The organism is Snuella sedimenti (assembly GCF_016428595.1).
Classification (GTDB): Bacteria; Bacteroidota; Bacteroidia; order Flavobacteriales; family Flavobacteriaceae; genus Snuella; species Snuella sedimenti.
The window spans coordinates 1-20937 of the sequence record NZ_JAELVQ010000014.1 but is presented as its reverse complement, the minus strand read 5'-3'; the positions used below and the strand labels follow the sequence as shown (position 1 = coordinate 20937).

Annotated in this window: 22 protein-coding genes; 12 read left to right on the top strand and 10 right to left on the bottom strand. The window is 34.5% G+C overall.

Features of this window, described 5'->3' with window-relative positions:
* Positions 1 to 146 precede the first annotated feature (146 nt).
* The 4 genes from porX (at position 147) to JF259_RS11210 (ending at position 3018) form a co-directional block, all read left to right on the top strand.
* On the top strand, positions 147 to 1700 hold the full coding sequence (porX, locus tag JF259_RS11225; RefSeq protein WP_199115423.1) for a T9SS response regulator signal transducer PorX: 1554 nt from the start codon (positions 147 to 149) through the stop codon (positions 1698 to 1700).
* 83 nt (positions 1701 to 1783) lie between these two features.
* The gene (gene tsaE / locus JF259_RS11220) at positions 1784 to 2236 is read left to right on the top strand and encodes a tRNA (adenosine(37)-N6)-threonylcarbamoyltransferase complex ATPase subunit type 1 TsaE (RefSeq protein ID WP_394370597.1); all 453 of its coding nucleotides are present in this window, start codon (positions 1784 to 1786) and stop codon (positions 2234 to 2236) included.
* 157 nt (positions 2237 to 2393) lie between these two features.
* Positions 2394 to 2531: a hypothetical protein gene (locus tag JF259_RS11215; RefSeq protein WP_199115422.1), complete on the top strand. Its 138-nt coding sequence runs from the start codon at positions 2394 to 2396 to the stop codon at positions 2529 to 2531.
* A 10-nt stretch (positions 2532 to 2541) separates the two neighbouring features.
* Positions 2542 to 3018, top strand: coding sequence for a hypothetical protein (locus JF259_RS11210; protein ID WP_233164231.1), 477 nt, complete (start codon positions 2542 to 2544; stop codon positions 3016 to 3018).
* Between the two features lie 15 nt (positions 3019 to 3033).
* Here JF259_RS11210 and JF259_RS11205 read toward each other — a convergent pair whose 3' ends face one another.
* Complete coding sequence (locus tag JF259_RS11205; RefSeq protein ID WP_199115420.1) at positions 3034 to 5463, bottom strand: outer membrane beta-barrel protein; 2430 nt, start codon at positions 5461 to 5463, stop codon at positions 3034 to 3036.
* Positions 5464 to 5674: 211 nt separating this feature from the next.
* Between JF259_RS11205 and JF259_RS11200 the strand changes: the two genes are divergently transcribed.
* Both JF259_RS11200 and JF259_RS11195 read left to right on the top strand, forming a co-directional pair.
* Positions 5675 to 6874, top strand: coding sequence for an alanine dehydrogenase (locus JF259_RS11200; protein WP_199115419.1), 1200 nt, complete (start codon positions 5675 to 5677; stop codon positions 6872 to 6874).
* 51 nt (positions 6875 to 6925) lie between these two features.
* A complete protein-coding gene (locus JF259_RS11195; RefSeq protein WP_199115418.1) occupies positions 6926 to 7297 on the top strand; it encodes a DUF4258 domain-containing protein in 372 nt (123 codons plus the stop codon).
* Positions 7298 to 7312: 15 nt separating this feature from the next.
* On the opposite strand, the gene JF259_RS11190 is transcribed toward JF259_RS11195, so the two are convergent.
* Positions 7313 to 8488 (bottom strand): proline dehydrogenase family protein, encoded by a 1176-nt coding sequence (locus tag JF259_RS11190; RefSeq protein WP_199115417.1) that lies wholly within the window; start codon positions 8486 to 8488, stop codon positions 7313 to 7315.
* 97 nt (positions 8489 to 8585) lie between these two features.
* Between JF259_RS11190 and aroB the strand changes: the two genes are divergently transcribed.
* Both aroB and JF259_RS11180 read left to right on the top strand, forming a co-directional pair.
* Positions 8586 to 9653 (top strand): 3-dehydroquinate synthase, encoded by a 1068-nt coding sequence (gene aroB / locus JF259_RS11185; RefSeq protein WP_199115416.1) that lies wholly within the window; start codon positions 8586 to 8588, stop codon positions 9651 to 9653.
* A gap of 92 nt (positions 9654 to 9745) precedes the next feature.
* Positions 9746 to 10054, top strand: coding sequence for a hypothetical protein (locus JF259_RS11180; protein WP_199115415.1), 309 nt, complete (start codon positions 9746 to 9748; stop codon positions 10052 to 10054).
* An 89-nt stretch (positions 10055 to 10143) separates the two neighbouring features.
* Here JF259_RS11180 and JF259_RS11175 read toward each other — a convergent pair whose 3' ends face one another.
* Both JF259_RS11175 and JF259_RS11170 read right to left on the bottom strand, forming a co-directional pair.
* Positions 10144 to 10623 (bottom strand): Lrp/AsnC family transcriptional regulator, encoded by a 480-nt coding sequence (locus JF259_RS11175; protein ID WP_199115414.1) that lies wholly within the window; start codon positions 10621 to 10623, stop codon positions 10144 to 10146.
* A gap of 70 nt (positions 10624 to 10693) precedes the next feature.
* Entirely contained in the window at positions 10694 to 11848 is a 1155-nt protein-coding gene (locus JF259_RS11170; protein ID WP_199115413.1) for a M14 family zinc carboxypeptidase, read from the bottom strand.
* 292 nt (positions 11849 to 12140) lie between these two features.
* On the opposite strand from JF259_RS11170, the gene JF259_RS11165 reads away from it, so the two are divergent.
* Positions 12141 to 12512 (top strand): helix-turn-helix domain-containing protein, encoded by a 372-nt coding sequence (locus JF259_RS11165; RefSeq protein ID WP_199115412.1) that lies wholly within the window; start codon positions 12141 to 12143, stop codon positions 12510 to 12512.
* An 81-nt stretch (positions 12513 to 12593) separates the two neighbouring features.
* Positions 12594 to 12962, top strand: coding sequence for a DNA topoisomerase IV (locus tag JF259_RS11160; RefSeq protein WP_199115411.1), 369 nt, complete (start codon positions 12594 to 12596; stop codon positions 12960 to 12962).
* Positions 12963 to 12965: 3 nt separating this feature from the next.
* Here JF259_RS11160 and JF259_RS11155 read toward each other — a convergent pair whose 3' ends face one another.
* Together JF259_RS11155 and JF259_RS11150 are read right to left on the bottom strand one after the other, a co-directional pair.
* Entirely contained in the window at positions 12966 to 13466 is a 501-nt protein-coding gene (locus JF259_RS11155; protein ID WP_199115410.1) for a hydrolase, read from the bottom strand.
* Between the two features lie 18 nt (positions 13467 to 13484).
* Entirely contained in the window at positions 13485 to 14246 is a 762-nt protein-coding gene (locus JF259_RS11150) for an MBL fold metallo-hydrolase (protein WP_199115409.1), read from the bottom strand.
* A 93-nt stretch (positions 14247 to 14339) separates the two neighbouring features.
* Here JF259_RS11150 and JF259_RS11145 point away from each other — a divergent pair, with 93 nt between their 5' ends.
* Positions 14340 to 15812: a TonB-dependent receptor gene (locus tag JF259_RS11145; protein WP_199115408.1), complete on the top strand. Its 1473-nt coding sequence runs from the start codon at positions 14340 to 14342 to the stop codon at positions 15810 to 15812.
* Positions 15813 to 15968: 156 nt separating this feature from the next.
* On the opposite strand, the gene JF259_RS11140 is transcribed toward JF259_RS11145, so the two are convergent.
* The 4 genes from JF259_RS11140 to JF259_RS11125 all read right to left on the bottom strand — a co-directional run bounded on the left by JF259_RS11140 (position 15969) and on the right by JF259_RS11125 (position 19760).
* Complete coding sequence (locus JF259_RS11140) at positions 15969 to 16307, bottom strand: DUF2853 family protein (RefSeq protein ID WP_199115407.1); 339 nt, start codon at positions 16305 to 16307, stop codon at positions 15969 to 15971.
* 81 nt (positions 16308 to 16388) lie between these two features.
* The gene (menD, locus tag JF259_RS11135) at positions 16389 to 18152 is read right to left on the bottom strand and encodes a 2-succinyl-5-enolpyruvyl-6-hydroxy-3-cyclohexene-1-carboxylate synthase (RefSeq protein WP_199115406.1); all 1764 of its coding nucleotides are present in this window, start codon (positions 18150 to 18152) and stop codon (positions 16389 to 16391) included.
* A gap of 49 nt (positions 18153 to 18201) precedes the next feature.
* Positions 18202 to 19329 (bottom strand): chorismate-binding protein, encoded by a 1128-nt coding sequence (locus JF259_RS11130; RefSeq protein ID WP_199115405.1) that lies wholly within the window; start codon positions 19327 to 19329, stop codon positions 18202 to 18204.
* A 5-nt stretch (positions 19330 to 19334) separates the two neighbouring features.
* Positions 19335 to 19760: a PaaI family thioesterase gene (locus tag JF259_RS11125; RefSeq protein ID WP_199115404.1), complete on the bottom strand. Its 426-nt coding sequence runs from the start codon at positions 19758 to 19760 to the stop codon at positions 19335 to 19337.
* Positions 19761 to 20028: 268 nt separating this feature from the next.
* On the opposite strand from JF259_RS11125, the gene JF259_RS11120 reads away from it, so the two are divergent.
* Entirely contained in the window at positions 20029 to 20520 is a 492-nt protein-coding gene (locus JF259_RS11120) for a hypothetical protein (RefSeq protein ID WP_199115403.1), read from the top strand.
* The last annotated feature ends 417 nt before the right edge of the window (positions 20521 to 20937 follow it).

Genomic DNA, 20937 nt, shown 5'->3' with positions numbered 1-20937 from the left:
GTTTAGTAAGACAAATATATAATGTTATCGCTATGCTTAAAAATTTGGACCGCAATTTATAAGACATAGTGATTGAAACAACAAATACTATATGCCTAAGAGGCATTTAAATCTCGATTATCGAGTAACAATTTTATAAAATTTATATGAGCACCATACAAATACTTTGGGTTGATGACGAAATAGATTTATTAAAGCCCCATATACTATTTCTTGAACAAAAGCAGTACAATGTAACGACCTGTACAAGCGGAACGGAAGCAATAGAACTTTTGGACGAAAAAAACTTTGATATTGTTTTTTTGGATGAGAACATGCCAGGACTTACCGGACTTGAAACTTTAAATGAAATTAAGGAGAAACAAGATACGCTTCCCGTTGTTATGATAACGAAAAGTGAGGAAGAGTATATTATGGAAGAGGCCATTGGCAATAAAATAGCCGATTACCTTATTAAGCCCGTCAACCCAAACCAAATATTGTTAAGTTTAAAAAAGAATCTGGACCTTTCTCGGCTGGTATCTGAAAAAACAACCTCCAATTACCAACAAGAGTTCAGGAAAATTGCAATGGAACTGGCAATGGTTAACAGTTATGACGAATGGGTAAGCCTATACCTTAAACTTATTTACTGGGAAATCCAATTGGAAGCGATTGAAGATCCCGGGATGTTTGAAATATTGGAATCCCAAAAAACGGAAGCCAACACCCAATTTGGAAAATTTATTGAAAGAAACTACCCAAAATGGTTCGAACCGCAAACGGAAGCACCAATAATGTCGCACACGCTGTTTAAGGAGAAAATAGCGCCGGAGTTAAGCAAGGAACAACCTACTCTATTGGTGGTTATCGATAATTTACGTTACGACCAATGGAAAGCCTTCGAGCCCATTATAGGTAATTATTACAAGAAGGAAAAAGAAGAGGCGTTTTTTAGCATTCTACCAACCGCAACACAATATGCCCGTAACGCGATATTCTCGGGTTTGATGCCCAGCGACATGGAAAAGCTTTTTCCCGAATATTGGAAAAATGACACCGACGAAGGTGGCAAGAACCTTTACGAGGATAAGTTCCTTAAAACCCAAATGAAACGTTTAGGACTTAATAACCTAAACTACGAGTATTATAAAATCACCAACCTGAAGACCGGGAAAAAGTTAGTAGACAATTTTAAATCCTTGAAAAAAAATGACTTGACCGTAGTGGTCTATAATTTTGTTGACATGTTATCGCATGCCAAAACCGAAATGGAAGTTGTTCAAGAATTGGCATCAAACGATAAAGCTTATAGATCGCTAACAGTAAGCTGGTTTAAAAACTCACCACTACTAGAAATGATCCAACATGCGCAGCAACTAGGATTTAAACTCATTTTAACTACCGATCACGGCACCATTAATGTAAAAAATCCTTCAAAAGTTATTGGCGATAGGGATACCAGTTTGAACCTACGGTACAAAACGGGCAAAAGCTTAACGTACGACAACAAAGATGTACTGGTTGCCAAAGAACCAAAAAGTATCCACTTACCTACCATAAATATGAGTAGTTCTTATATTTTTGCAAAAGGTGACCTGTTCTTTGCCTATCCCAATAATTACAATCATTATGTGAGTTATTACAGAAATACCTACCAACATGGCGGTGTTTCTTTGGAAGAAATGATTATTCCGATTGTTGTTTTCAATCCGAAATAATTCTATGTAATGACTAAAAACATCGACGAAATGCATTGTTTGTTGGTTTTTATCAGATTTTATTAGTATTATTGTATAAAAAATTGAAATATTTGGAAATTAATTACACGCTAGATGATGTTAACGATGTAGCAAAAACACTCTTGCAGAGTGTCACATCGAAGACCATATTGCTATATGGCGAAATGGGCGTGGGTAAAACCACACTTATAAAAGCCTTGGTTAAGGCCTTGGGAAGCAATGATGATGTGAGTAGCCCCACCTTTTCCATTGTCAATGAGTATGAAGCGGAAAACGGGCTGTTATACCATTTTGATTTGTATAGAATCAAGGACTTGGAAGAGGCTTATAATTTTGGAATAGAGGATTATTTGTTTTCAAATAATTGGTCGATTATAGAATGGCCGGAAAAAATTGAAACGATTGTGCCGGAAGCGCATGACAGAATTGAATTGGAATTGAACCCAGATCAATCAAGAACATTGAAATTAAATTTAAAGAAACGTTTAACCGAAACACATATTGAGCACATTTAAATAACACAAAACGCTCCAGAAATTGAAGTATTACGGAAATCCCACAGCTTAAAATTTAAAAACCATTGTTTTTAACATAATTTTAACATTTGGGTACAAACTTCAAAATACACTTTAGTTACATTTGGGTATATTAATTAATTAAATCCCTTATAAAATGAAAACTAAAAAGTATTTAATCGCAATCGCGATATTCGGAGGAGTGTTGTTTACAGCTCAAGCAGTTAACGCTTATAACTTAGATGGAGCAACAACAGTTAAAATCGACAAAGGAACGAAGGTTCCAACAAAATAATAAGAAAAATTTGGTTATAGGAAGCGTAATTGCAACGCTTATAGCTATTACACCATATTTGTTTTATTTATATGAGAGTGTTCCAGATACAAAAGTCTGGGACACTTTTTTATTTACTTACAATAGCGGATACTTTGAAAACGCCAATAGTTTCATGTATTTTTTTGTAAGTAAGGCTGTTCCATTACTTTTAATATTTATTTGGTTTTTTACTTGTCGCCATTGGTGGTACCATGCAATATTAGTACCTATTACTATGTTCTTGTATCAAATATTTAATTTGTTTAATGATGATATAGAATACGTCGATGAATTTCAATTAATGTATATGATACCCATTATGGCTGTTGTAATTCCATCTGTTTATTTATTGAGAGCTAAAATGTTTAACAAGATTAATGAAGTTGACAAAAGTATGCAGGATTTAGAAGATGAATTTAAAGTGTCTCCTAAAGGTTTTTGGGGGAAAGTAAAACAATATTTTTAAACTTTATTTTTAAAGTTAATTACTCCCTAATCTTTCTCTTTCGTTTAAAAGAAATTCCTTTTTATTATTACGTAATTTATAGTTCCCGAATTTACAGCTAAAGCCAATTGTTAAAAGTCTGCTTTCCAATCTTGGTTTAAATATTTTATCTTGGTTTAAGTATTTAATTGTCTCAGTATAATTTTTTGTATTAAATAAATCCAATACACCAATACTTAAATAAGCTCTATTATTCCAAAATGCTTTCTTTAAATTAACATCAATTGCAAATTGACTACTAATATCTGAAGGGCCATCAACAAATGGAGACCAATACAAAAGTGATACTTCTGCATTAAAGCTTTTATCTTTTAAAAACGTGAAATAATTAATTAGTTGAGAATATACAGACCATTTGTCATTTGCTATTAATTCATTGTTACTCTCCAGAGCAAAAAAATACTGTTTATAATAATATAAAGACGATAATACATAAATATTCCAATTAGGCAACATTTGAGAATACGTTGTGAAATCTAAACCGTAAGTTACATTATTCTTTAAATTAGTGTAAGTGTTCTTTATAATATTGTTACTGTTATCTTGAAAAGATATTTCTTGCGTAGGATCTTTCTCGTAACGGTAATATAACTCAAAAGTATACTCTTTATTTATAGTATAGCCTAAAGTGTATACGTCATCTATTTCGGGAATTAAATTTGGATCACCAGTAACATATACATTATCGTTTAAAAAATATTTGAAAGGATTTAATTCACTATAGCGAGGCCTATAAATTCGTTTATTGTATTTAATATAGAATGAGTTCTTATCATTTATTTGCTTTAATAAATAAAAAGACGGGAAAAACTTAATATACTCTTCTTCATTGATTATGCCGGCCAACATAGAATTACCAGTAACAGAGGTATGCTCTACTCTTATTCCTGATTTCAAACTCCATTTACCCCAATTTCTATAAAAACCTATATAACCAGCATAATTAACTTCATTATATAAAAATAGATCAGAGTTCTGTAAATCTTCAAATTTATCATCATTTTCAAAACGATATTGTTTCAAAATACTTTCAGATTTAATACTTGACACCTTCAATCCTGCCTCAATCTTTGATAAATTATCACAAGGCAATTCGTAATCAATTTGACTAGTAAATAATTTTATTTTTTGACTAGCATAGGTTTGAAATTTATTGACTCTAAATAATTCATCTCTTTGTAAGAAATATTGAGTGTGAACATTTTGAAAATTTGAAAAATCATAATTAGTATGGTGTATATTTATAGATAACTCCTTACCTCTTTTTTCTTTAAATTTATGAACATAATCTAGTGTGAAAGCTAAATTAGTTAATTCACTAACTCTCTTATTGTTTGTTTTAAAAGTTGAATCTAGTACATTATTTGTATTATAAACTTTAGTATCTGAATTGACTTCAGTATGAGTATATTTTCTTGGTGAAATTAGCATGCTAGCAGAAACCCCCAAATTGTTATTTTTATTTAGCTTATAATCTATGTTAGTGTTTATATTTTGATTATTTTTTTTTTGCTCCCTATTGTATGATGAAATCCAACATGATATAATTTGGTTGTTATTTATAAAATTAATGAATTCATCATCCTTTCTAAATTCTTTTCGAGGGCTAATATTATAGTTCAAATAAGTATTTACTTTTTTACTCTTAAAAAAATGGCTCGTACCAAAACTGTACTTGGGGTACTCCTGCCCTTGCTTGTAATTTCCAAAAACGCTACCATTATAGCCTGCAACAATATTTTTGCTCGTAACTATATTAAGCACAGCGCCGCCTTCTGCTTCGTATTTGGCTGGTGGATTGGTAATAACCTCCACAGATTTTACATTGGTAGCCGAGGTACCCTCTAAAAGCTGCTGTACTTCTTCGATAGATAAGTGCACCTTTCTGTCGTTTATATAAACGGTTGGCAAGGTATTTTTCACGGTTATTTTGCCGTCGTGTACCAAAACGCCCGGTGTATGCTTTAAAACATCCAATACATTGGAGTTGGACAAAGTCGAATTCTCAACATTAAACACCAAGCGGTCAACCATGCGTTTTACAGTTGGACGTTTTGCAACTACCGTAACGCCTTCTAATGCCTGGTTTGCTTCCTTTAAAATAACAGTACCAACACTTGTGTTTTCATTTAGATCGATAGCGGTTTCATAAGATTCAAAACCTAAAAAGGTGACCTTTAAAATATATTTATTGGACGTTAGCCCTTCCAACTTAAAGTCTCCATTATCATCGGTGGTCGTACCTCCAATAGCCAATGAATCCTTTGCATTCAGCAATACAACGTTAGCATAGGCAACACCCTTATTATCTTGATCCAAAACGCGACCAGATATCACAAAGTCTTGCGCGATACTCGATAGGGTGGAACATAAAAACAAGAGTAAAATTGTTAGTTTTGAGGCCATAAATTGTTATATCTCTACAAACTTAAAATAATTAATTAATTTATCTAAGCCCTTTAGTAGAAAACCACCCCTCCTTCAAACTTTTTAGATAACAATTAAGCGCTTATTTATTTCAAATAAAAATAACTTCAAAAAACTATAATGAATATTTAGAAATATATTAGCAATAGGAAAATTATTTGTAATTTGATTTTTTAAAACTAATAGAAACATGTCTAAAGCTATTTCCCCCTTCACCAAGCAGCAATTAATACCTCAGGAAGAAACCCTTGAAATATTTAAACGTAAAGGCGAACTTTTTATAGGTATTCCAAAGGAAACGGCCTTTCAAGAAAAGCGCGTTTGTTTAACGCCTGATGCTGTATTTGCGCTTGTTAGTAATGGTCATAGGGTATTGCTAGAGTCTGGAGCGGGACTAGGGGCGAGTTTTAGCGATAAGGATTATAGCGAAGCTGGTGCAGAAATAACTAAGGACACGGCCAAGGTATTTGCTTGTCCCATGATCCTTAAGGTGGAACCTCCAAGCTTAGATCAGATAAAGCTTATCAATCCGCAAGCCATACTCATATCCGCACTCCAATTAAAAACGCAAACAAAAAAATATTTTGAGGTTTTGGCAGCTAAGCGCATTACGGCATTGGCCTTTGAGTTTATCCGCGATGCCGATGGCACCTACCCTGCCGTACGCTCTTTAAGTGAAATTGCAGGAACGGCCTCTGTTTTAATCGCTGCAGAACTGCTATCGGGAAACAATGAAGGTAATGGATTGATGTTTGGAAACATTAGTGGTGTTCCTCCGGCAGAAGTTGTTATAATAGGTGCTGGGACTGTTGGTGAATTTGCTGCCAGAAGTTCTCTGGGCTTAGGTGCCAATGTGAAGATATTTGATAATTCGATCACCAAACTGCGGCGTATTCAAACAAATTTGGGACGTCCACTTTTTACCTCTACCATACAACCTAAAAACCTAACAAAAGCGCTAAAGCGTTGTGATGTGGTTATTGGTGCGGTGCGAGGCAAAAACAGGTCGCCAATTATCGTTTCTGAAGCTATGGTGCGGAATATGAAAAAAAGAGCCATCATTATTGACGTGAGTATAGACATGGGAGGCTGCTTTGAAACCAGCGAGGTAACAACCCACAAAAGCCCTACGTTTATCAAGCACGATGTTATACATTATTGCGTCCCTAATATCCTTGCCAGGTATTCCCGTACGGCCTCAATATCAATTAGTAACATTTTTACACCTTACTTGCTGAAAATTGCAGAAGAGGGCGGCATAGAAAATTCCCTGAGATTTGACAGAGGTTTAAAAAATGGGTTGTACTTTTACCACGGTATTTTAACGAGTAAATCGGTTGGTGAATGGTTCGATTTAAATTACAGCGATATTAACTTGCTCGTATTTTAAAAACTTTAGAAAACACTAGCGCTCACTACCGATTGTAGAATTAGTTATAAAATGACATTATTACAACGCATCGGGTATTATTTGGGAGGCTTTTCCCTTGGACTTATAATTTTAGCGTTTTTTTTAAACGGAAAAAAGACTTCATGTAGTTATGGCCCCGAAGCAAGGGTTATAAAAAACATCAACTCAAAAAAGATTCTATTTAACAGCGATATTCAAGACGCCATTGCCAGTAAGACAATAGATTCTTCTGCCATTCGCTACATATTAAAGCGCGGCGATATTGATTTTTCAAAAAGTGAAACGCATAAAAAACCCTGTGCAACATATATTGTACAGGGACTTTATAATGAAAATGATATCGCTTTAACAGTCGAAAATTGCGACAGCATTGCTACTGTAATAAGCTACTCTAAAAAGTAACAACCATACGGAAAGTTATCTTTTTTTCCTTCGTTTTCTTTCTTTAGATAGCAACATTAGTTCCCGCCCTGTTTGCCCAGCCACCGAAGTGTTTTCTTCTGCCCTCCTTATTAAGTACGGCATAACATCTTTTACAGGGCCAAAGGGAATGTATTTTGCAACATTATAACCTTTCTCGGCTAAATTAAAACTTATATGATCGCTCATCCCGTATAACTGACCAAACCAAATACGATCATCATTCGGTTCGAGCCCCTTCTCTTGCATGATATCCATTATCAAATACGAGCTTTCCTCATTATGAGTTCCCGCAAATAGCGACATCTCCTTAATATTGTCAAGCATATACTTTACTGCATTGTTAAAATTAACATCGGTAGCCTCTTTGCTAACACATATTGGAGATACATAGCCTTTTTCTTTTGCTCGTTCGTTTTCCTTTTCCATATAAGCACCACGAACTAACTTATACCCCAAGTAATAACCTTCTTTTTTGGCTTCAGCATGTTGTTGTTTTAAGAATGCCAACCTATCATGCCTATACATCTGTAAGGTATTAAAAACAACCGGTTTCTCAGTATTGTATTTTTTCATCATGGCTGTAACCAAAGCATCGGCTGCATCTTGCATCCAACTTTCCTCAGCATCAATTAATACAGCTATATTGTTTTCTTTTGCTTTTTTACACACTACATCAAAGCGACTCACAACCTTGTCCCATTCGGCTTGCTCTGCCGCCGTAAACGCATCTCCTTTACCTAGTTTTTCATATAAATAAAATCTCCCAAACCCTGTTGGTTTAAACACGGCAATAGGCATGGCATCAATGGATTTCGAAAAATCAATGATTTTAAGCGTTATATCTAGGGCTGCATCAAACTCGTTCTCCACTTCCTTCCCTTCTACCGAATAATCCAAAACCGAGCTAACACCTTTTTCGTACATTTTATCAATCACGGGCAAACAGTCTTCTTCGCTCACACCACCACAAAAATGATCAAAAACCGTAGAACGTATCAGTCCGTCAACAGGCAGTTTGGCCTTAATGGCCAAATTAGTAGCTTTAGTACCAATACGCACCAAAGGCTCTATTGAAATCATTTTAAATAAATAATATGCACGTTCTAACTCAGAATCACTTTTTAAGGAGAACGCAATTTCTGTATTATCAAATATTCGATCTGTATGCATTATCAATGAAAAATTTTCGCAAATATAATTATCCTAAGTTACCATTTTATATAAAATCTCCTTAATTTCACAGCCTCTAAAAAAAAGCAATTATTTTATGGATTCTATTACAGCAAACAACGGGATAATTCATTTTAATGATACCTGTTTTCCTTCTATAAACCAGCATCTTAAAAAGAAGAACTTTTCTAAAATTTTCATTTTAGTTGATGAGAACACGCATGAAAATTGCTTGCCATATTTTTTATCCAAATTAGAAACCGATACAGCTATAGAGATTATTGAAATAGAGGCTGGAGAAATACACAAAACCATAGACACATGTGTAGGAGTTTGGAATACGCTTTCTGAGCTTGATGCAGACAGAAAGAGCTTGCTTATAAATATTGGAGGAGGTGTTATTACCGATTTAGGAGGGTTTGTTGCATCAACATTTAAAAGAGGAATTGCCTATATTAACGTCCCTACTTCCCTGCTTGCCATGGTAGACGCGTCTGTTGGAGGAAAAACCGGCGTTGATCTGGGTCATCTAAAAAACCAGATTGGCGTTATTAGCACACCAGATATTGTACTTATTGATACTCAATTTTTGAATACGTTACCACAAAACCAAATGCGTTCTGGCCTTGCTGAAATGTTAAAGCACGGACTTATTAGCAATGCATCCTACTGGAACAAGTTTAAAGATTTATCGAAATTGACTTTAGACGATTTGGATACACTTATTTATGAATCGGTACTCATAAAAAAACACGTTGTAGATGCAGACCCTTTTGAAAATGGCCTAAGAAAAACCTTAAATTACGGTCATACCCTTGGTCACGCAATTGAATCTTATTTTTTAAGCAATCCCGACAAGACAACCTTACTACATGGTGAAGCTATCGTAATTGGCATGGTATTAGCCAGCTACATCTCAACAGAACTAGCGGGTTTTCCGAAGGAAACTACATTAGAGATTAAAAACATCCTGAAAGGACACTACGGACATGTCGAAATAACCAAGGACGATTACCCCAAAATAATGGATTTGCTTAAGTACGATAAAAAGAACTATCACGGCAACATAAACTTTGTATTACTTGAAGCTATAGGAAAACCTAAGATAGATTGCCTTGTTGAAGACAAAATTATTTTGGATGCCTTCGAATTTTATGCCGGTTAACTTTTTAATTCAAAATAATTTGTAAATTTATAGAAGTTGCTATTTCTCCTAGAATAGAATTAGTTTAATGTCAACCAAAAATTTTTTTAACCATGAAGAGAATTATCGTTGATTACAAAAAGCTAACACCCGAAGTACTAAAGCTTCTAACAGAAAAATTTCCTGATGGCTATGGGGATGATGATATTATAAAGTTCGATGACCACCACAATCAAACTATTGAAGCTGTAGAAATAAGAACCGACGAGGCTGTTTATTTAGTAAAAGTGAGCAGTAAATTACATTATACAATGACCAATTTTGACAAAGACAATATAGAAGTTAATGATTTGGGAAATGTCGTTGTTGATACCGATACACCTGCAATTTCATCTGAAATTTTAAAAGACGAAGAAGAATAGTTTAGGTTTATACAAAATTTAAAGTCCTCACCGTTACACATGTAAAATGTACTGGTGAGGACTTTTATGTTATTAACACTTCTTAAAAATTACATTTCATTAAAAATAGAGTGCATCAATCGTTTTTTATCATTTATACTCTCCTCTAGAGAAATCATGGTCTCTGTTCTGTAAACACCTTCAATATCATCTAACATAAAAATAACTTCCTTAGCATGCTCTGTGCTTTTAGCCCTAATCTTACAAAAGATATTAAATTTACCGGTGGTAATATGGGCTACTGTAACAAAAGGTATTTCATTAACACGCTCTAAAACAAATTTTGTCTGAGATGTATTATTTAAAAATACGCCTACGTAGGCAATGAACGAATACCCCAACTTTTTATAATCTAAAGTTAGAGACGATCCCCTAATAATACCCGATTCTTCCATCTTTTTCACCCTAACGTGAACCGTTCCGGCAGAGATCAATAATTTTTTTGCAATATCTGTAAAAGGAATTCTTGTATTGTCGATTAACATATCAAGAATTTGGTGGTCGATTTCGTCTAATTTGATTTTCCCCATAATTAACTATTCTTAAATAAAAACCAAAAATAATACATTTTTATTAAAAATTACGGATAAATAATGACCTTTATTCCAATAATAATGAGATTTTTTCATTATTCATTATTACGAAAACGTTTTCGTCTTCAATTTTTAATGGCTTACCATCTGTTCCAAATACTTGCAATCGATTTGCGTTTAACTCTTTATGACCAAAAAGCCCGTCCAAATTACCAATAGATTCTATTTTTGGAATAAATTCAATTTTACCATCTATCAAACATTCTTGAAACAAAACACCTACATCACCGATGTTTCCTGCTACATCCGTTCCTAGATTTACATTTCTAATAACAATATCTAAAAAGCACTTTTCATTTTCTGGAATCTCAAAATAAGGCTTATAAGCGCTTCCATTAACATTATGTCTCGCTATATAGTCTAGAGAACTCAATAAAGAAATGTAAATACATTCTCTTGTATATTCCCTTCCATAGTCATTATGGAAATGTCCTGCTTCAAACAAAATGGTTGGTACATTTTTACTTTGAAATGTATCACCAACACAGTTCAGGTTAAAAGCGTCATCGTAGACCCCTACTTGATTTGGTATTACCTGTTGCAAAGTGCTATTCATAACACTAATAACTTCCATAGCAACTTTTCTATTTGCTGTAACCGTACATTCTTTGTCCTGTGCAGGCGCTAAAAACGAAACAGTAGCTGGTTTATTTGTTTTTCCTGCGCTAAAGATAGTCCGTTGTCCATGTAAATTATAGCAGAAATGAGGCTTAAAAGCTTCAAAGGCTTGCTTTAAAACCAAACTCTCTGGTTGTGATAGCAATTGCGCATCTCTGTTTAAATCAACACTATTTGCATTAACTCGCGTATAAGCCTTGGCGCCATCAGGGTTTAAAATAGGGATTATATACAGCGTGCATGCTTCTAGAATATAGCTTAAGTGAGACGTATCTATTAGCGTGTTTATTAAATCGAATAATGCTTTTGTTGTAGTCGATTCATTACCGTGCATTTGTGACCACATCAATATTTTTTTATCTCCAGATCCAATCTTTAAAGCTTCTATATCATCTTTTAAAACAGAAGTGCCAATAGTTTCTATAACTATGTGTTCTTTTAAATCATTCAACAAAGGCGCTATATGGTTATTGGTAATATATCTATGCTTTAACCTGTGTTCTTTATGGGTTAAGAACAACGACTTGATTTCTTCTACTTTCATCAAAAATATTTTATTGCACAAATGTAAACAATTACAATTTTACAATTGTATACACGAAAACAAAGATCAAATGTTTCCAATTGTATACAATTGAAGTTACTGTTTTAAAAGTTAAATAGAAAAAGCACACACCAAAAATAAAATTAATAGCAATATTTTGTATTTCAGTCAATTAATTATTAAAATATAAACCTTAAGTTTAACTAATAAATTGATTTTACACCTGTTTTTTCTTACTCACAATTTTATTTACTACATTTGTAAACAAAGGTTACCCAAGCAATTATTTACAATGGTAAACAACGAGGCGTTTGCAAAAAGACTTCAATATGTCATAGAATATTACGGCGAATCTGCCTCATCTTTTGCCGAAAAGATAGGCGTTCAACGCTCTAGTATTTCACACATACTATCTGGGAGAAACAAACCCAGTCTCGAATTTGTTTTAAAAGTCCTTTCGAGTTTTCCTGAAGTAGAAATATACTGGTTGCTAAATGGAAAAGGCGCCTTTCCCTCTCTCGGAAAACCAGATGTCCTTGAAAAAAGCGAAACACAAACCAGTGGCAGCAAGCCAGACCCCAACACTTATACGTCGAATAACAAATCCATCGAACGGATTGTAGTGTTTTATTCTGATGGCAGCTTTAAAAGCTACGAGAACTAAGCCAATTGTCCATTATGGTTTTTCGGTGATTTTTTAATTATAAATATGCAATTCTTTAGTAGTTTTGCTAAAATTATTTACATGAAGTTCTTAATCCTTCCCTTTCTCCTGAGTCTTTGTGCTTGTTATCAAACAACCCGTAATTGCATTGACTACAAAACGGGCTCGTTTTATAGCGAAGTTACCATAGATGGTGTTTTGTATAACTCTAAATTTAAAAGAACCAACGATCTCCAAATAGAAATTTACAACAGTAAAATTGATTCCTCACAGTTAAGATGGATAAACGATTGTGAGGTTGTGTTTAAAACCATAAACCCCAAGAATATGGCAGAGCAAAAGGATATCCACTTAAAGATACTAACAACAACGGATTCCTCGTACACATTTGAGTATTCGTATGTTGGCGAAACCAATAAGCAAAAAGGAGTAGCCTATAAAGTTGATTAAATGCTAATAAAAGGGATACAGAAATGATTCAACTAGTTGAAATTTAAGCTCCTTTTCTTTGGTGATTTCATAAGTCAAGAACAGCTCACCCCAGTATTCGCCATCAGAAAAATCGGCAATAATCCATTTGTGGTTTAATAATTTTACTGTGTTTATAAGCATTTTTCTGCCGTCACTTGCTGCATAAGGGATTATCGGATGTTCTCCTTTAGCTTCATTAAGCTTGTAAAGCTCGTCTTTTATAAATGGAATTAACTCACTTACGTTATACCCTTCAGCTTCAAAATAACTTATAGCATCCTCATTTCTATCTAAGTTAAAATGGGACAGGGTTAAAATATCATCTTGCAGTACTGCAACGGAGTCCTTATATTTTTCAAGCTTTGCACGGTTACTTTCAAGTCTGCCGTTTAAATCTTCAAAAACGCGTTTAGCATTCACATACTGGAACAACACCAGTAATATGGAAAAAACGAATAGGTAAATAAATATTTTTTGTTTCATCTAAATCTTTAGTTTATTCTATAATGTTAACTGAAGGCCATCATAGGCCAAAAATACATTTTCGGGCAATGTTTTCTCCACTTCTTCGTGAAAGCCCAACAAATGACTTATATGGGTGATATAAGCCCTTTCCGGCTGTACTCTTTCAATAAACTGCAAGGCTTCTTCTAAGTTAAAATGGGCTATGTGGGGTTTAATTCGAAGTGCATTAACCACCAACACTTTAATGTTTTTAATCTTACCAACCTCTTTATCTGATACAGTTTTCATATCGGTTAAGTATGCAAAATCCTTAAACCTAAACCCAAACACCTGCAACTTATTGTGCATACCATTTATTGGCACGACTTCTAAACCACTTAACTGAAAGGGTTTGTTTTCAATGATATTAGCCTTAACGGATGGCGCTCCCGGATATTTATCCTCTGTGGTAAAGATGTATTCAAAGCGCTTTTTTAGTTCGCCCAACACCCGTTTATGTCCATATATAGAAATATCCCCTTGCCTAAAATAAAACGGTCTAATATCGTCTAAACCTATAACATGATCTGTATGCTCGTGCGTAAGCAAGACGCCGTCCAGCCTTTCCACATTGGCCCTAAGCATTTGCTGCCTAAAATCCGGTCCACAGTCAACAACATACGAAACATTGTCCCACTCAACAAGAACAGAGACACGCAATCGTTTATCTTTAGGGTCTTTACTAAGGCACACAGGGTGTTTGCTACCTATTATTGGAATGCCTTGAGATGTACCCGTGCCAAGAAAAGTTACTTTCAAATACGTTAATTTTAGACAAAAATAAGCTTATTTTTTATTTTGGCTTACTTATTTAATACCTTTGTAGACATAAGATATAACCTATAAAATGATATGGAAATTACCATAAAAGGCGATAAAGAATTTGATGATGTTCCTTCATTAAAATCAAAAGCATTACGTATAAATTTAAACGAAAACATCTACGGGACTTTTGCTGAAATTGGAGCTGGACAGGAAACGGCCAGACATTTTTTTAGAGCTGGTGGGGCATCTGGAACCATTGCCAAGGCGATGTCTGCATACGACAAGGATTTTAGTGATGCTATTTACGGAGCCGAAGATGATGGGCGTTATGTTACCGAAGCCCGTTTAAGAAAGATGCTTACCCATGAAATGGAACTCATGGAACAGCGTATTACAAGGGACAAACATCCCAATAAAATATTTTTCACCTACGCCAATACTGTTGCCACAATAGATTTTGCAAAACAATACAAAGGCCACGGTTGGGTTGGAATAAAATACCAGGTAGAAGAAAACAAAGGGTACAATGAAATTATTTTGCACGTACGCTTTAAAGAAACCGACGCTAGATTACAACAAGAAACGCTAGGGGTTTTAGGAACCAACTTGATATATGGAGCCTTTTACAAGTACAACGAGCCTAAAAAACTGTTGCGTTACCTTTACGATCATTTAGATAAAGATCAACTAGAAATAGATACTATAAACTTCTCAGGCCCCGTATTTAAAAATGTAGACAACCGTTTGATGAGCTTACAGCTAGTAAAAAATGGCATGACAGACGCCGTAATGTTTGGACCAGACGGCACCAATGTCCTTCCTGCCAAGGTTTTCTACAAAAAGAATGTTTTGGCATTGCGCGGTAGCTTTAGGCCCGTTACAAAAGTCAATATGGAGATGTACGAGAAGTCATACGATATGTTCATCAAGGAAAATAGGGTCAACCCTAAGAATACCATTGTTGTTTTTGAAATAACACTGTCTAATTTACGGGCTGAAGGCGAAATTGATGAGCAAGATTTTATCGATAGAGCGGATCTTTTATGTTCGTTAGGGCAATCGGTTATGATTTCCAATTTCCAAGAGTATTATAAAGTTGTGGAATACTTCTCCAAATATACCAAGGCAAGAATGGGGCTTGCTATGGGCGTAAGTAATCTGGTAGATATTTTTGACGAGAAATATTACAGACACTTAAGCGGGGGCATTCTTGAAGCCTTTGGAAAGCTTTTCTTTAAGGATTTAAAAGTTTACCTCTACCCTATGCTTAACCCTGATACGGGCGAGCTAATTAACAGCGAAAACCTAAAGGTCTACCCAAGGATGAAAGAGTTATACAAATTCTTTAAATACAATGGCAAAGTATCTGATATTAACGAGTACGATTCCAGTATTATGAATATTTTCTCCAGACAAATTTTACAAATGATTAGCGAAGGAGATCATGGCTGGGAAGATATGGTTCCTGAAGGAACAGCAGACCTTATAAAAGATTACCGTCTGTTTGGGTACACTCGCAAACCTTTAACCTTAAAAACGCGTAAAAAAATAAACAAATAATAAGATTTCTTGAAATTCTATTATTTTGATTCCCGTTTTAACGGGAATGACAATTTCAACGGAAACCCAGACGTAGAGCGTCGAGGAATTCTTTTAGATTAAAGGTAGGTTGTCTAAAATTTGTATACAATAAAAATTTTAGGCAACTTTTTTGTTTTAGTAGACGGATTCTTTGCTAAAATGCTTTGTTAATAGATAGTAAACAACCACCCTGTATTTGCTTCTGTTTGTTTTTCCATAATTTTCCATCACAGAGACAATAGCTCGATCTAAATCTTCATTGTCGTTTAAGCCTAATTTCTTTATTAAAAAATTGGTCTTAACCCTATCGAGTTCTGACTCATCCGAACTGGAAACAGTTGAAGAATCGGCGTTATAAATAGATGGCCCACACCCTACGGTTATCTTGGTTAGCAGCTCCATATCCACATCAACATTGAATCTATCCCTTAACTCAACTGCATACTTAGCTATAAGTTCGTCACGTTTGTTCATTAGTAAATCGTTTTTAAAATAAGTTAAATATAATGTTTTTAAAATTCTTTGACACCTACATTAAGTACTAGCAACAAACCTCTATTTTAAAAAATCAAAATACCCCAAAAGAACCTCGTCGTTAAGCTCTCGAGGCGTAAATACCTCTAATAGTTTTGGACTTTCTTCATCATTAAGGTAAAATGACTTTAACGTTTTTTTCAACCCATCTTCACTAGACGCCTTATTATATTTATAGCCATACATTTTACATAAGTGCTCGGCAGTTAATTGATGGTGAGTCTCAAAATAGGTTTCAAAATTCTCGGTATTCTTGTGCCCGGGAAGGATTCTGAAAATACCGCCTCCTTGGTTGTTTACAACAATAATTCTGAAGTTTTTTGGAGTATAATTGTTCCACAACGCATTGCTATCGTAAAAAAAACTTAAATCACCTGTTATAAAAACTGTTTGTTTTTTATTTACTACAGAACAGCCAATAGCAGTAGCTGTACTCCCATCAATACCACTAGTACCCCTATTGCAGTATACTTGCACTGTTTTATTACAACTAAAGAGCTGCATGTAGCGTATAGCAGAACTATTGCTAAGATGCAGAATACTGTTATTGGGAACACTTTTTAACAGCAGGTCGAAAACCTTAAAATCACTAAATGGAAGCTTCTTTAAATAAGCCCTGTGCCGCTCTATTCGATATTGTTTTTTAGCTAGCCATACATCTTTATAGTCGCTTTTAACATAATGCGTTTGCTTTTTTAAAAACGATTCAAAAAACTGATCTGGAGCAACTTCAATATGTTTATTTAGGCAAAAAAATGTATCATTTGCCATTTTCTCACCTACATGCCAATGCTGTTTGGGTTGATATTTCCGCAATAGCGCTTTTATTTTTTTGGAAACAATTAAACCACCAAAAGTTAAAAGTATATCTGGCTGCAGTTGTTTTTGCTCATCAGGGGACAAAGGGGCAATTATTTGATCTATGCTCGGGAAAAAGCTATCGTGTTGCAAGTTAGAGGTCGTTTCTGTAAATACAATAACGCTATCGTCTTCGGCTAGCTCATCAAGCCACTTTTGCTCTATTTCATTGGGGTAATTAACTCCAACTAAGATCATTTTTTTGGTTGCCGCATTCCAATATTCTAAACATTCTTGCAACTCGTAAGCATCAATTGTTTTAGGTCTAAATTGAATATCCGAAGCTTTTGGCGAAACACTAAGTGTTTCAACCACATCATAGAGGGGCTCATCAAACGGAACGTTAATATGCACCGGACCTTTCTCTACTATAGCATGATTTACAGCACTATTTATCTCACCTTCATTATAAGCCTGAATCCCTTTCTGCAAACCTAAAAAGCGCTCTAATTTGTCTTCTAAATTTTTCAATATTGGCAACTCTTCGTCAACAGGAATGTTATTTTCGTCCTTTATGTCCAATTTTAAATTGGCAGCATATAAAATATGGTTGGCAAACACATTTTTCTGATTGATCGTTTGCCCATCACCTATCCCAATTAAATGCTTAGGCCTATCTGCCGAAAGTATTACGAGAGGGATGTTGCTATAAAACGCCTCAGCAATAGCTGGGTAATAATTTAACAAGGCACTACCCGATGTACAAACAACTGCTGTAGGTTCTTGCAACTGCTGCGCGATGCCCAATGCAAAGAACGCAGCGCAACGTTCGTCAACAATGCTATAACATTTAAAAAAGTTATCATTGGAAAACCCTATAGTAAGTGGAGCATTTCTACTTCCAGGGGAAATAATTACATGCTTTATATTTTTAGCCTTACACAGTTGTACAACAGTTTGAGCTAACGGAATCTTTGGGTAAATCATGAAGTTTTAATCTAAAACAAAAATATAAAATAAGCGCCTAATAACTTAGCTACAGAATACTTTTAATTACCAAAGATTTTAACACTGTCTCTTCCCACTCTCTTTCTGGAATGGAGCTTTCCGTTATGCCTCCACCAACATATATTAAAGCTTCCTTGTTCTTGATTTGCATACACCTTAAATTTACATACAGCTGTGTGTGCTTTCTATTTAATGCATAAGCTCGATTTTCAACATTTCGCTTACCTGTTCGTGGCCTTACCGTGGTTTCCATATTAAGCTCTCCTAGAAAGCCGGAATAAAACTCGCGACTATAGTGTTCATTTTTTAAAATAAACTCTTTTGAAGGTTCTTTTGGTAGCCCGCAAACTGCTGGTGTAGGGTGCAATCTATAAAGCAGCTGTTTAAAACTGCCTATGTCTTCATTTAAAGTTCCTGAAATCTGAGTTCTTAAATGCAGTAAATTACCAGCCTTGACCGTTTGGGTATCGGAAACCTTTATATCTTTAGAAAAACCATCTAAAATATTGGTTATAAACTCTGTAACATACCTTTGTTCATTCTTTTCTTTATCTTCCCAAACCACATCGACATCGCCTTTACAACCCTGTGTTCCGGCCAGTGACATAACAGAAAATTTTCTGCCTTCAATTTTAATTAATGTTTCAGGTGTCGCCCCTAACCACAGACCTATTTTAGGGTGATACCAACAATAAACAAATGCACCAATGTAACACTCTAACAGTCTTTCTAAAAACACGATAGGGCTTCTTTCTTGAAGTGTTACTTCTTCTTTACGAGACAACACAACTTTTTTAAACTGCTTATTTTTTATTTCGTTTACGCCGCTTTCAACCAACTCAATATGCTGCTGTCTTTCAGCTATGCTTGCATTATTGTTTGCAGCACTCAGGTATGTTTTTTCAGTACCTGCCACTACACTATCAGCAAATATAGTTTTCGATTGCTTTAAAGGCATCAAAATAGCTTCTCCTTTACTGTTGTCAAAGGGTGCAAACACAAAACCTTGCTCATTAAAATCCTGAACAGTTAATATATCATCAGAATTTTGCAGCAACGCTACAATTTTAGTTGTGTTTGGCTTTCTATATGCTACAAATGGGAGTTTATTTTCGTATTGCTGTTGAATACGCTTAAAAAAATCATCCAAAGTCATCCTAACTATTTGGTTTTAGGCAATGAAATAGTTGACAATTTGGCTACTGAGATCAAATTACCATCATCATCGGTCACTTTAATATCTAACAATTGCGTTGTGCGCCCCTTGTGCAAAAAAGTTGCCTTTGCATAGACATAACCGTCCTTAACACCTTTTAAGTGATTTGCAGTGATTTCAATACCTCGAATAAAAAACTTCTTAGTGTCTAAAAAAATATGTGAAGCAAAACTACCAACACTCTCTGCCAAAGCGGCTGTTGCACCACCATGAAGCAAGCCGTCAGGTTGATATACCCTAGAGTTTACCGGCATTCTCGCTGTTAAAAAATCGGGGCCAAAATCTACAATTTCAATCTGTAAGGTCTCCATTAAAGTACCTTTGCTCACTAAATTAGCTTGTGCTAAAACCTCTTCTTTGGATAATTGCATAGGTGAATTTATTATATATCGGCATAAAAGTACAAAATGAACACAAACTACCTAGTTTTTTAAGGAATTACATCTTTAACTTTATAAAAAATGCAATAGTTATATTAATTAAACAATACTGATTTAAGCTTCATTATTTCATTCTGTTATTAATTTATTTGTTTAACAATAGTTTTTAATTAACTAAAAATCAAACAATTAACATCTACTCTTACCTGTTTGTTTTTTTTTTACTATTTTGGCAACCCTTAACCAACCACATCCCTCTATGAAAATACACTTAGCAGTAGGTATTGTTTTACTGTTTTGCTCAGCTGCATTCGGTCAACTACAAGATGAAGAAATAAGGCAAACCGTTTTGCTTAGAAACATTAAGGAACAGTGTTTTGTTTTTGGCAAATGGAGTACATCTGGGGATACAGAGACCCATTTAACCTATTTGGGAAATATTACCACTAAGACAAATGAAGTGTTTAAAATTATGACATCTAGCTGGTACTGGGGACCTACAAAAAAAGTCACTAATTTAATTTTGGTGTTTAACAACAAAAATAAACTTTTAGGAAATTATTATCTAAATACAGAATGTGAGCTTCCTAACATAATAGAAAGCAACAAGCTTATTTTTAAACCATCTGAATGCACCGATTGTACCTACGCAATCTCGAAAGTAGATTTCTACGAAGGCATTCCAGATAATTTTTATTTGGGATGTAAACGGGGACGTGGTAATGTTTACTCCTTTTATTTAAACTATTAAGAGACTGTTTAAATTCCACCTTTTGGTTTTGTTATGCCCCTTTTTTCACCACTTTTCGTTATGAAAATCCTCATTTAGCGTTGCTAAACTCCGGTTTTAAAGCCTTAATTGGCAAAAAAATGACCTATAACAAATTTCAAAAACGAATTTTAAACAGTCTCTAAAGGATTTCTATAGTATAAGAAAATCATTTGATATCGATGCAAAATTCCACTCAATCGAAAATAAGTTTTTGAATATCGGTTGGATTACTTCGAACTCACATTATTAGCAAAAATTTTCCTAAGAACCTGAGAGTTTCTATGTTAAAAACCAAATAAAAAGGCATTATTTGTTGTTTTATGGCATTGAAATCCTAGGAACGATTTTCAGTTCCGTTTTATATTTTTGCCCTATTTCTTAAATAACCTACCTCCC

Coding starts and splice junctions, on each gene's coding strand:
- porX (WP_199115423.1), top strand. CDS start 147: ATGAGCACCATACAAATACTTTGGGTTGATGACGAAATAGATTTATTA.
- JF259_RS11215 (WP_199115422.1), top strand. CDS start 2,394: ATGAAAACTAAAAAGTATTTAATCGCAATCGCGATATTCGGAGGAGTG.
- JF259_RS11205 (WP_199115420.1), bottom strand. CDS start 5,463: ATGGCCTCAAAACTAACAATTTTACTCTTGTTTTTATGTTCCACCCTA.
- JF259_RS11200 (WP_199115419.1), top strand. CDS start 5,675: ATGTCTAAAGCTATTTCCCCCTTCACCAAGCAGCAATTAATACCTCAG.
- JF259_RS11195 (WP_199115418.1), top strand. CDS start 6,926: ATGACATTATTACAACGCATCGGGTATTATTTGGGAGGCTTTTCCCTT.
- JF259_RS11190 (WP_199115417.1), bottom strand. CDS start 8,488: ATGCATACAGATCGAATATTTGATAATACAGAAATTGCGTTCTCCTTA.
- aroB (WP_199115416.1), top strand. CDS start 8,586: ATGGATTCTATTACAGCAAACAACGGGATAATTCATTTTAATGATACC.
- JF259_RS11180 (WP_199115415.1), top strand. CDS start 9,746: ATGAAGAGAATTATCGTTGATTACAAAAAGCTAACACCCGAAGTACTA.
- JF259_RS11175 (WP_199115414.1), bottom strand. CDS start 10,623: ATGGGGAAAATCAAATTAGACGAAATCGACCACCAAATTCTTGATATG.
- JF259_RS11170 (WP_199115413.1), bottom strand. CDS start 11,848: ATGAAAGTAGAAGAAATCAAGTCGTTGTTCTTAACCCATAAAGAACAC.
- JF259_RS11165 (WP_199115412.1), top strand. CDS start 12,141: ATGGTAAACAACGAGGCGTTTGCAAAAAGACTTCAATATGTCATAGAA.
- JF259_RS11160 (WP_199115411.1), top strand. CDS start 12,594: ATGAAGTTCTTAATCCTTCCCTTTCTCCTGAGTCTTTGTGCTTGTTAT.
- JF259_RS11155 (WP_199115410.1), bottom strand. CDS start 13,466: ATGAAACAAAAAATATTTATTTACCTATTCGTTTTTTCCATATTACTG.
- JF259_RS11145 (WP_199115408.1), top strand. CDS start 14,340: ATGGAAATTACCATAAAAGGCGATAAAGAATTTGATGATGTTCCTTCA.
- JF259_RS11140 (WP_199115407.1), bottom strand. CDS start 16,307: ATGAACAAACGTGACGAACTTATAGCTAAGTATGCAGTTGAGTTAAGG.
- menD (WP_199115406.1), bottom strand. CDS start 18,152: ATGATTTACCCAAAGATTCCGTTAGCTCAAACTGTTGTACAACTGTGT.
- JF259_RS11130 (WP_199115405.1), bottom strand. CDS start 19,329: ATGACTTTGGATGATTTTTTTAAGCGTATTCAACAGCAATACGAAAAT.
- JF259_RS11125 (WP_199115404.1), bottom strand. CDS start 19,760: ATGCAATTATCCAAAGAAGAGGTTTTAGCACAAGCTAATTTAGTGAGC.
- JF259_RS11120 (WP_199115403.1), top strand. CDS start 20,029: ATGAAAATACACTTAGCAGTAGGTATTGTTTTACTGTTTTGCTCAGCT.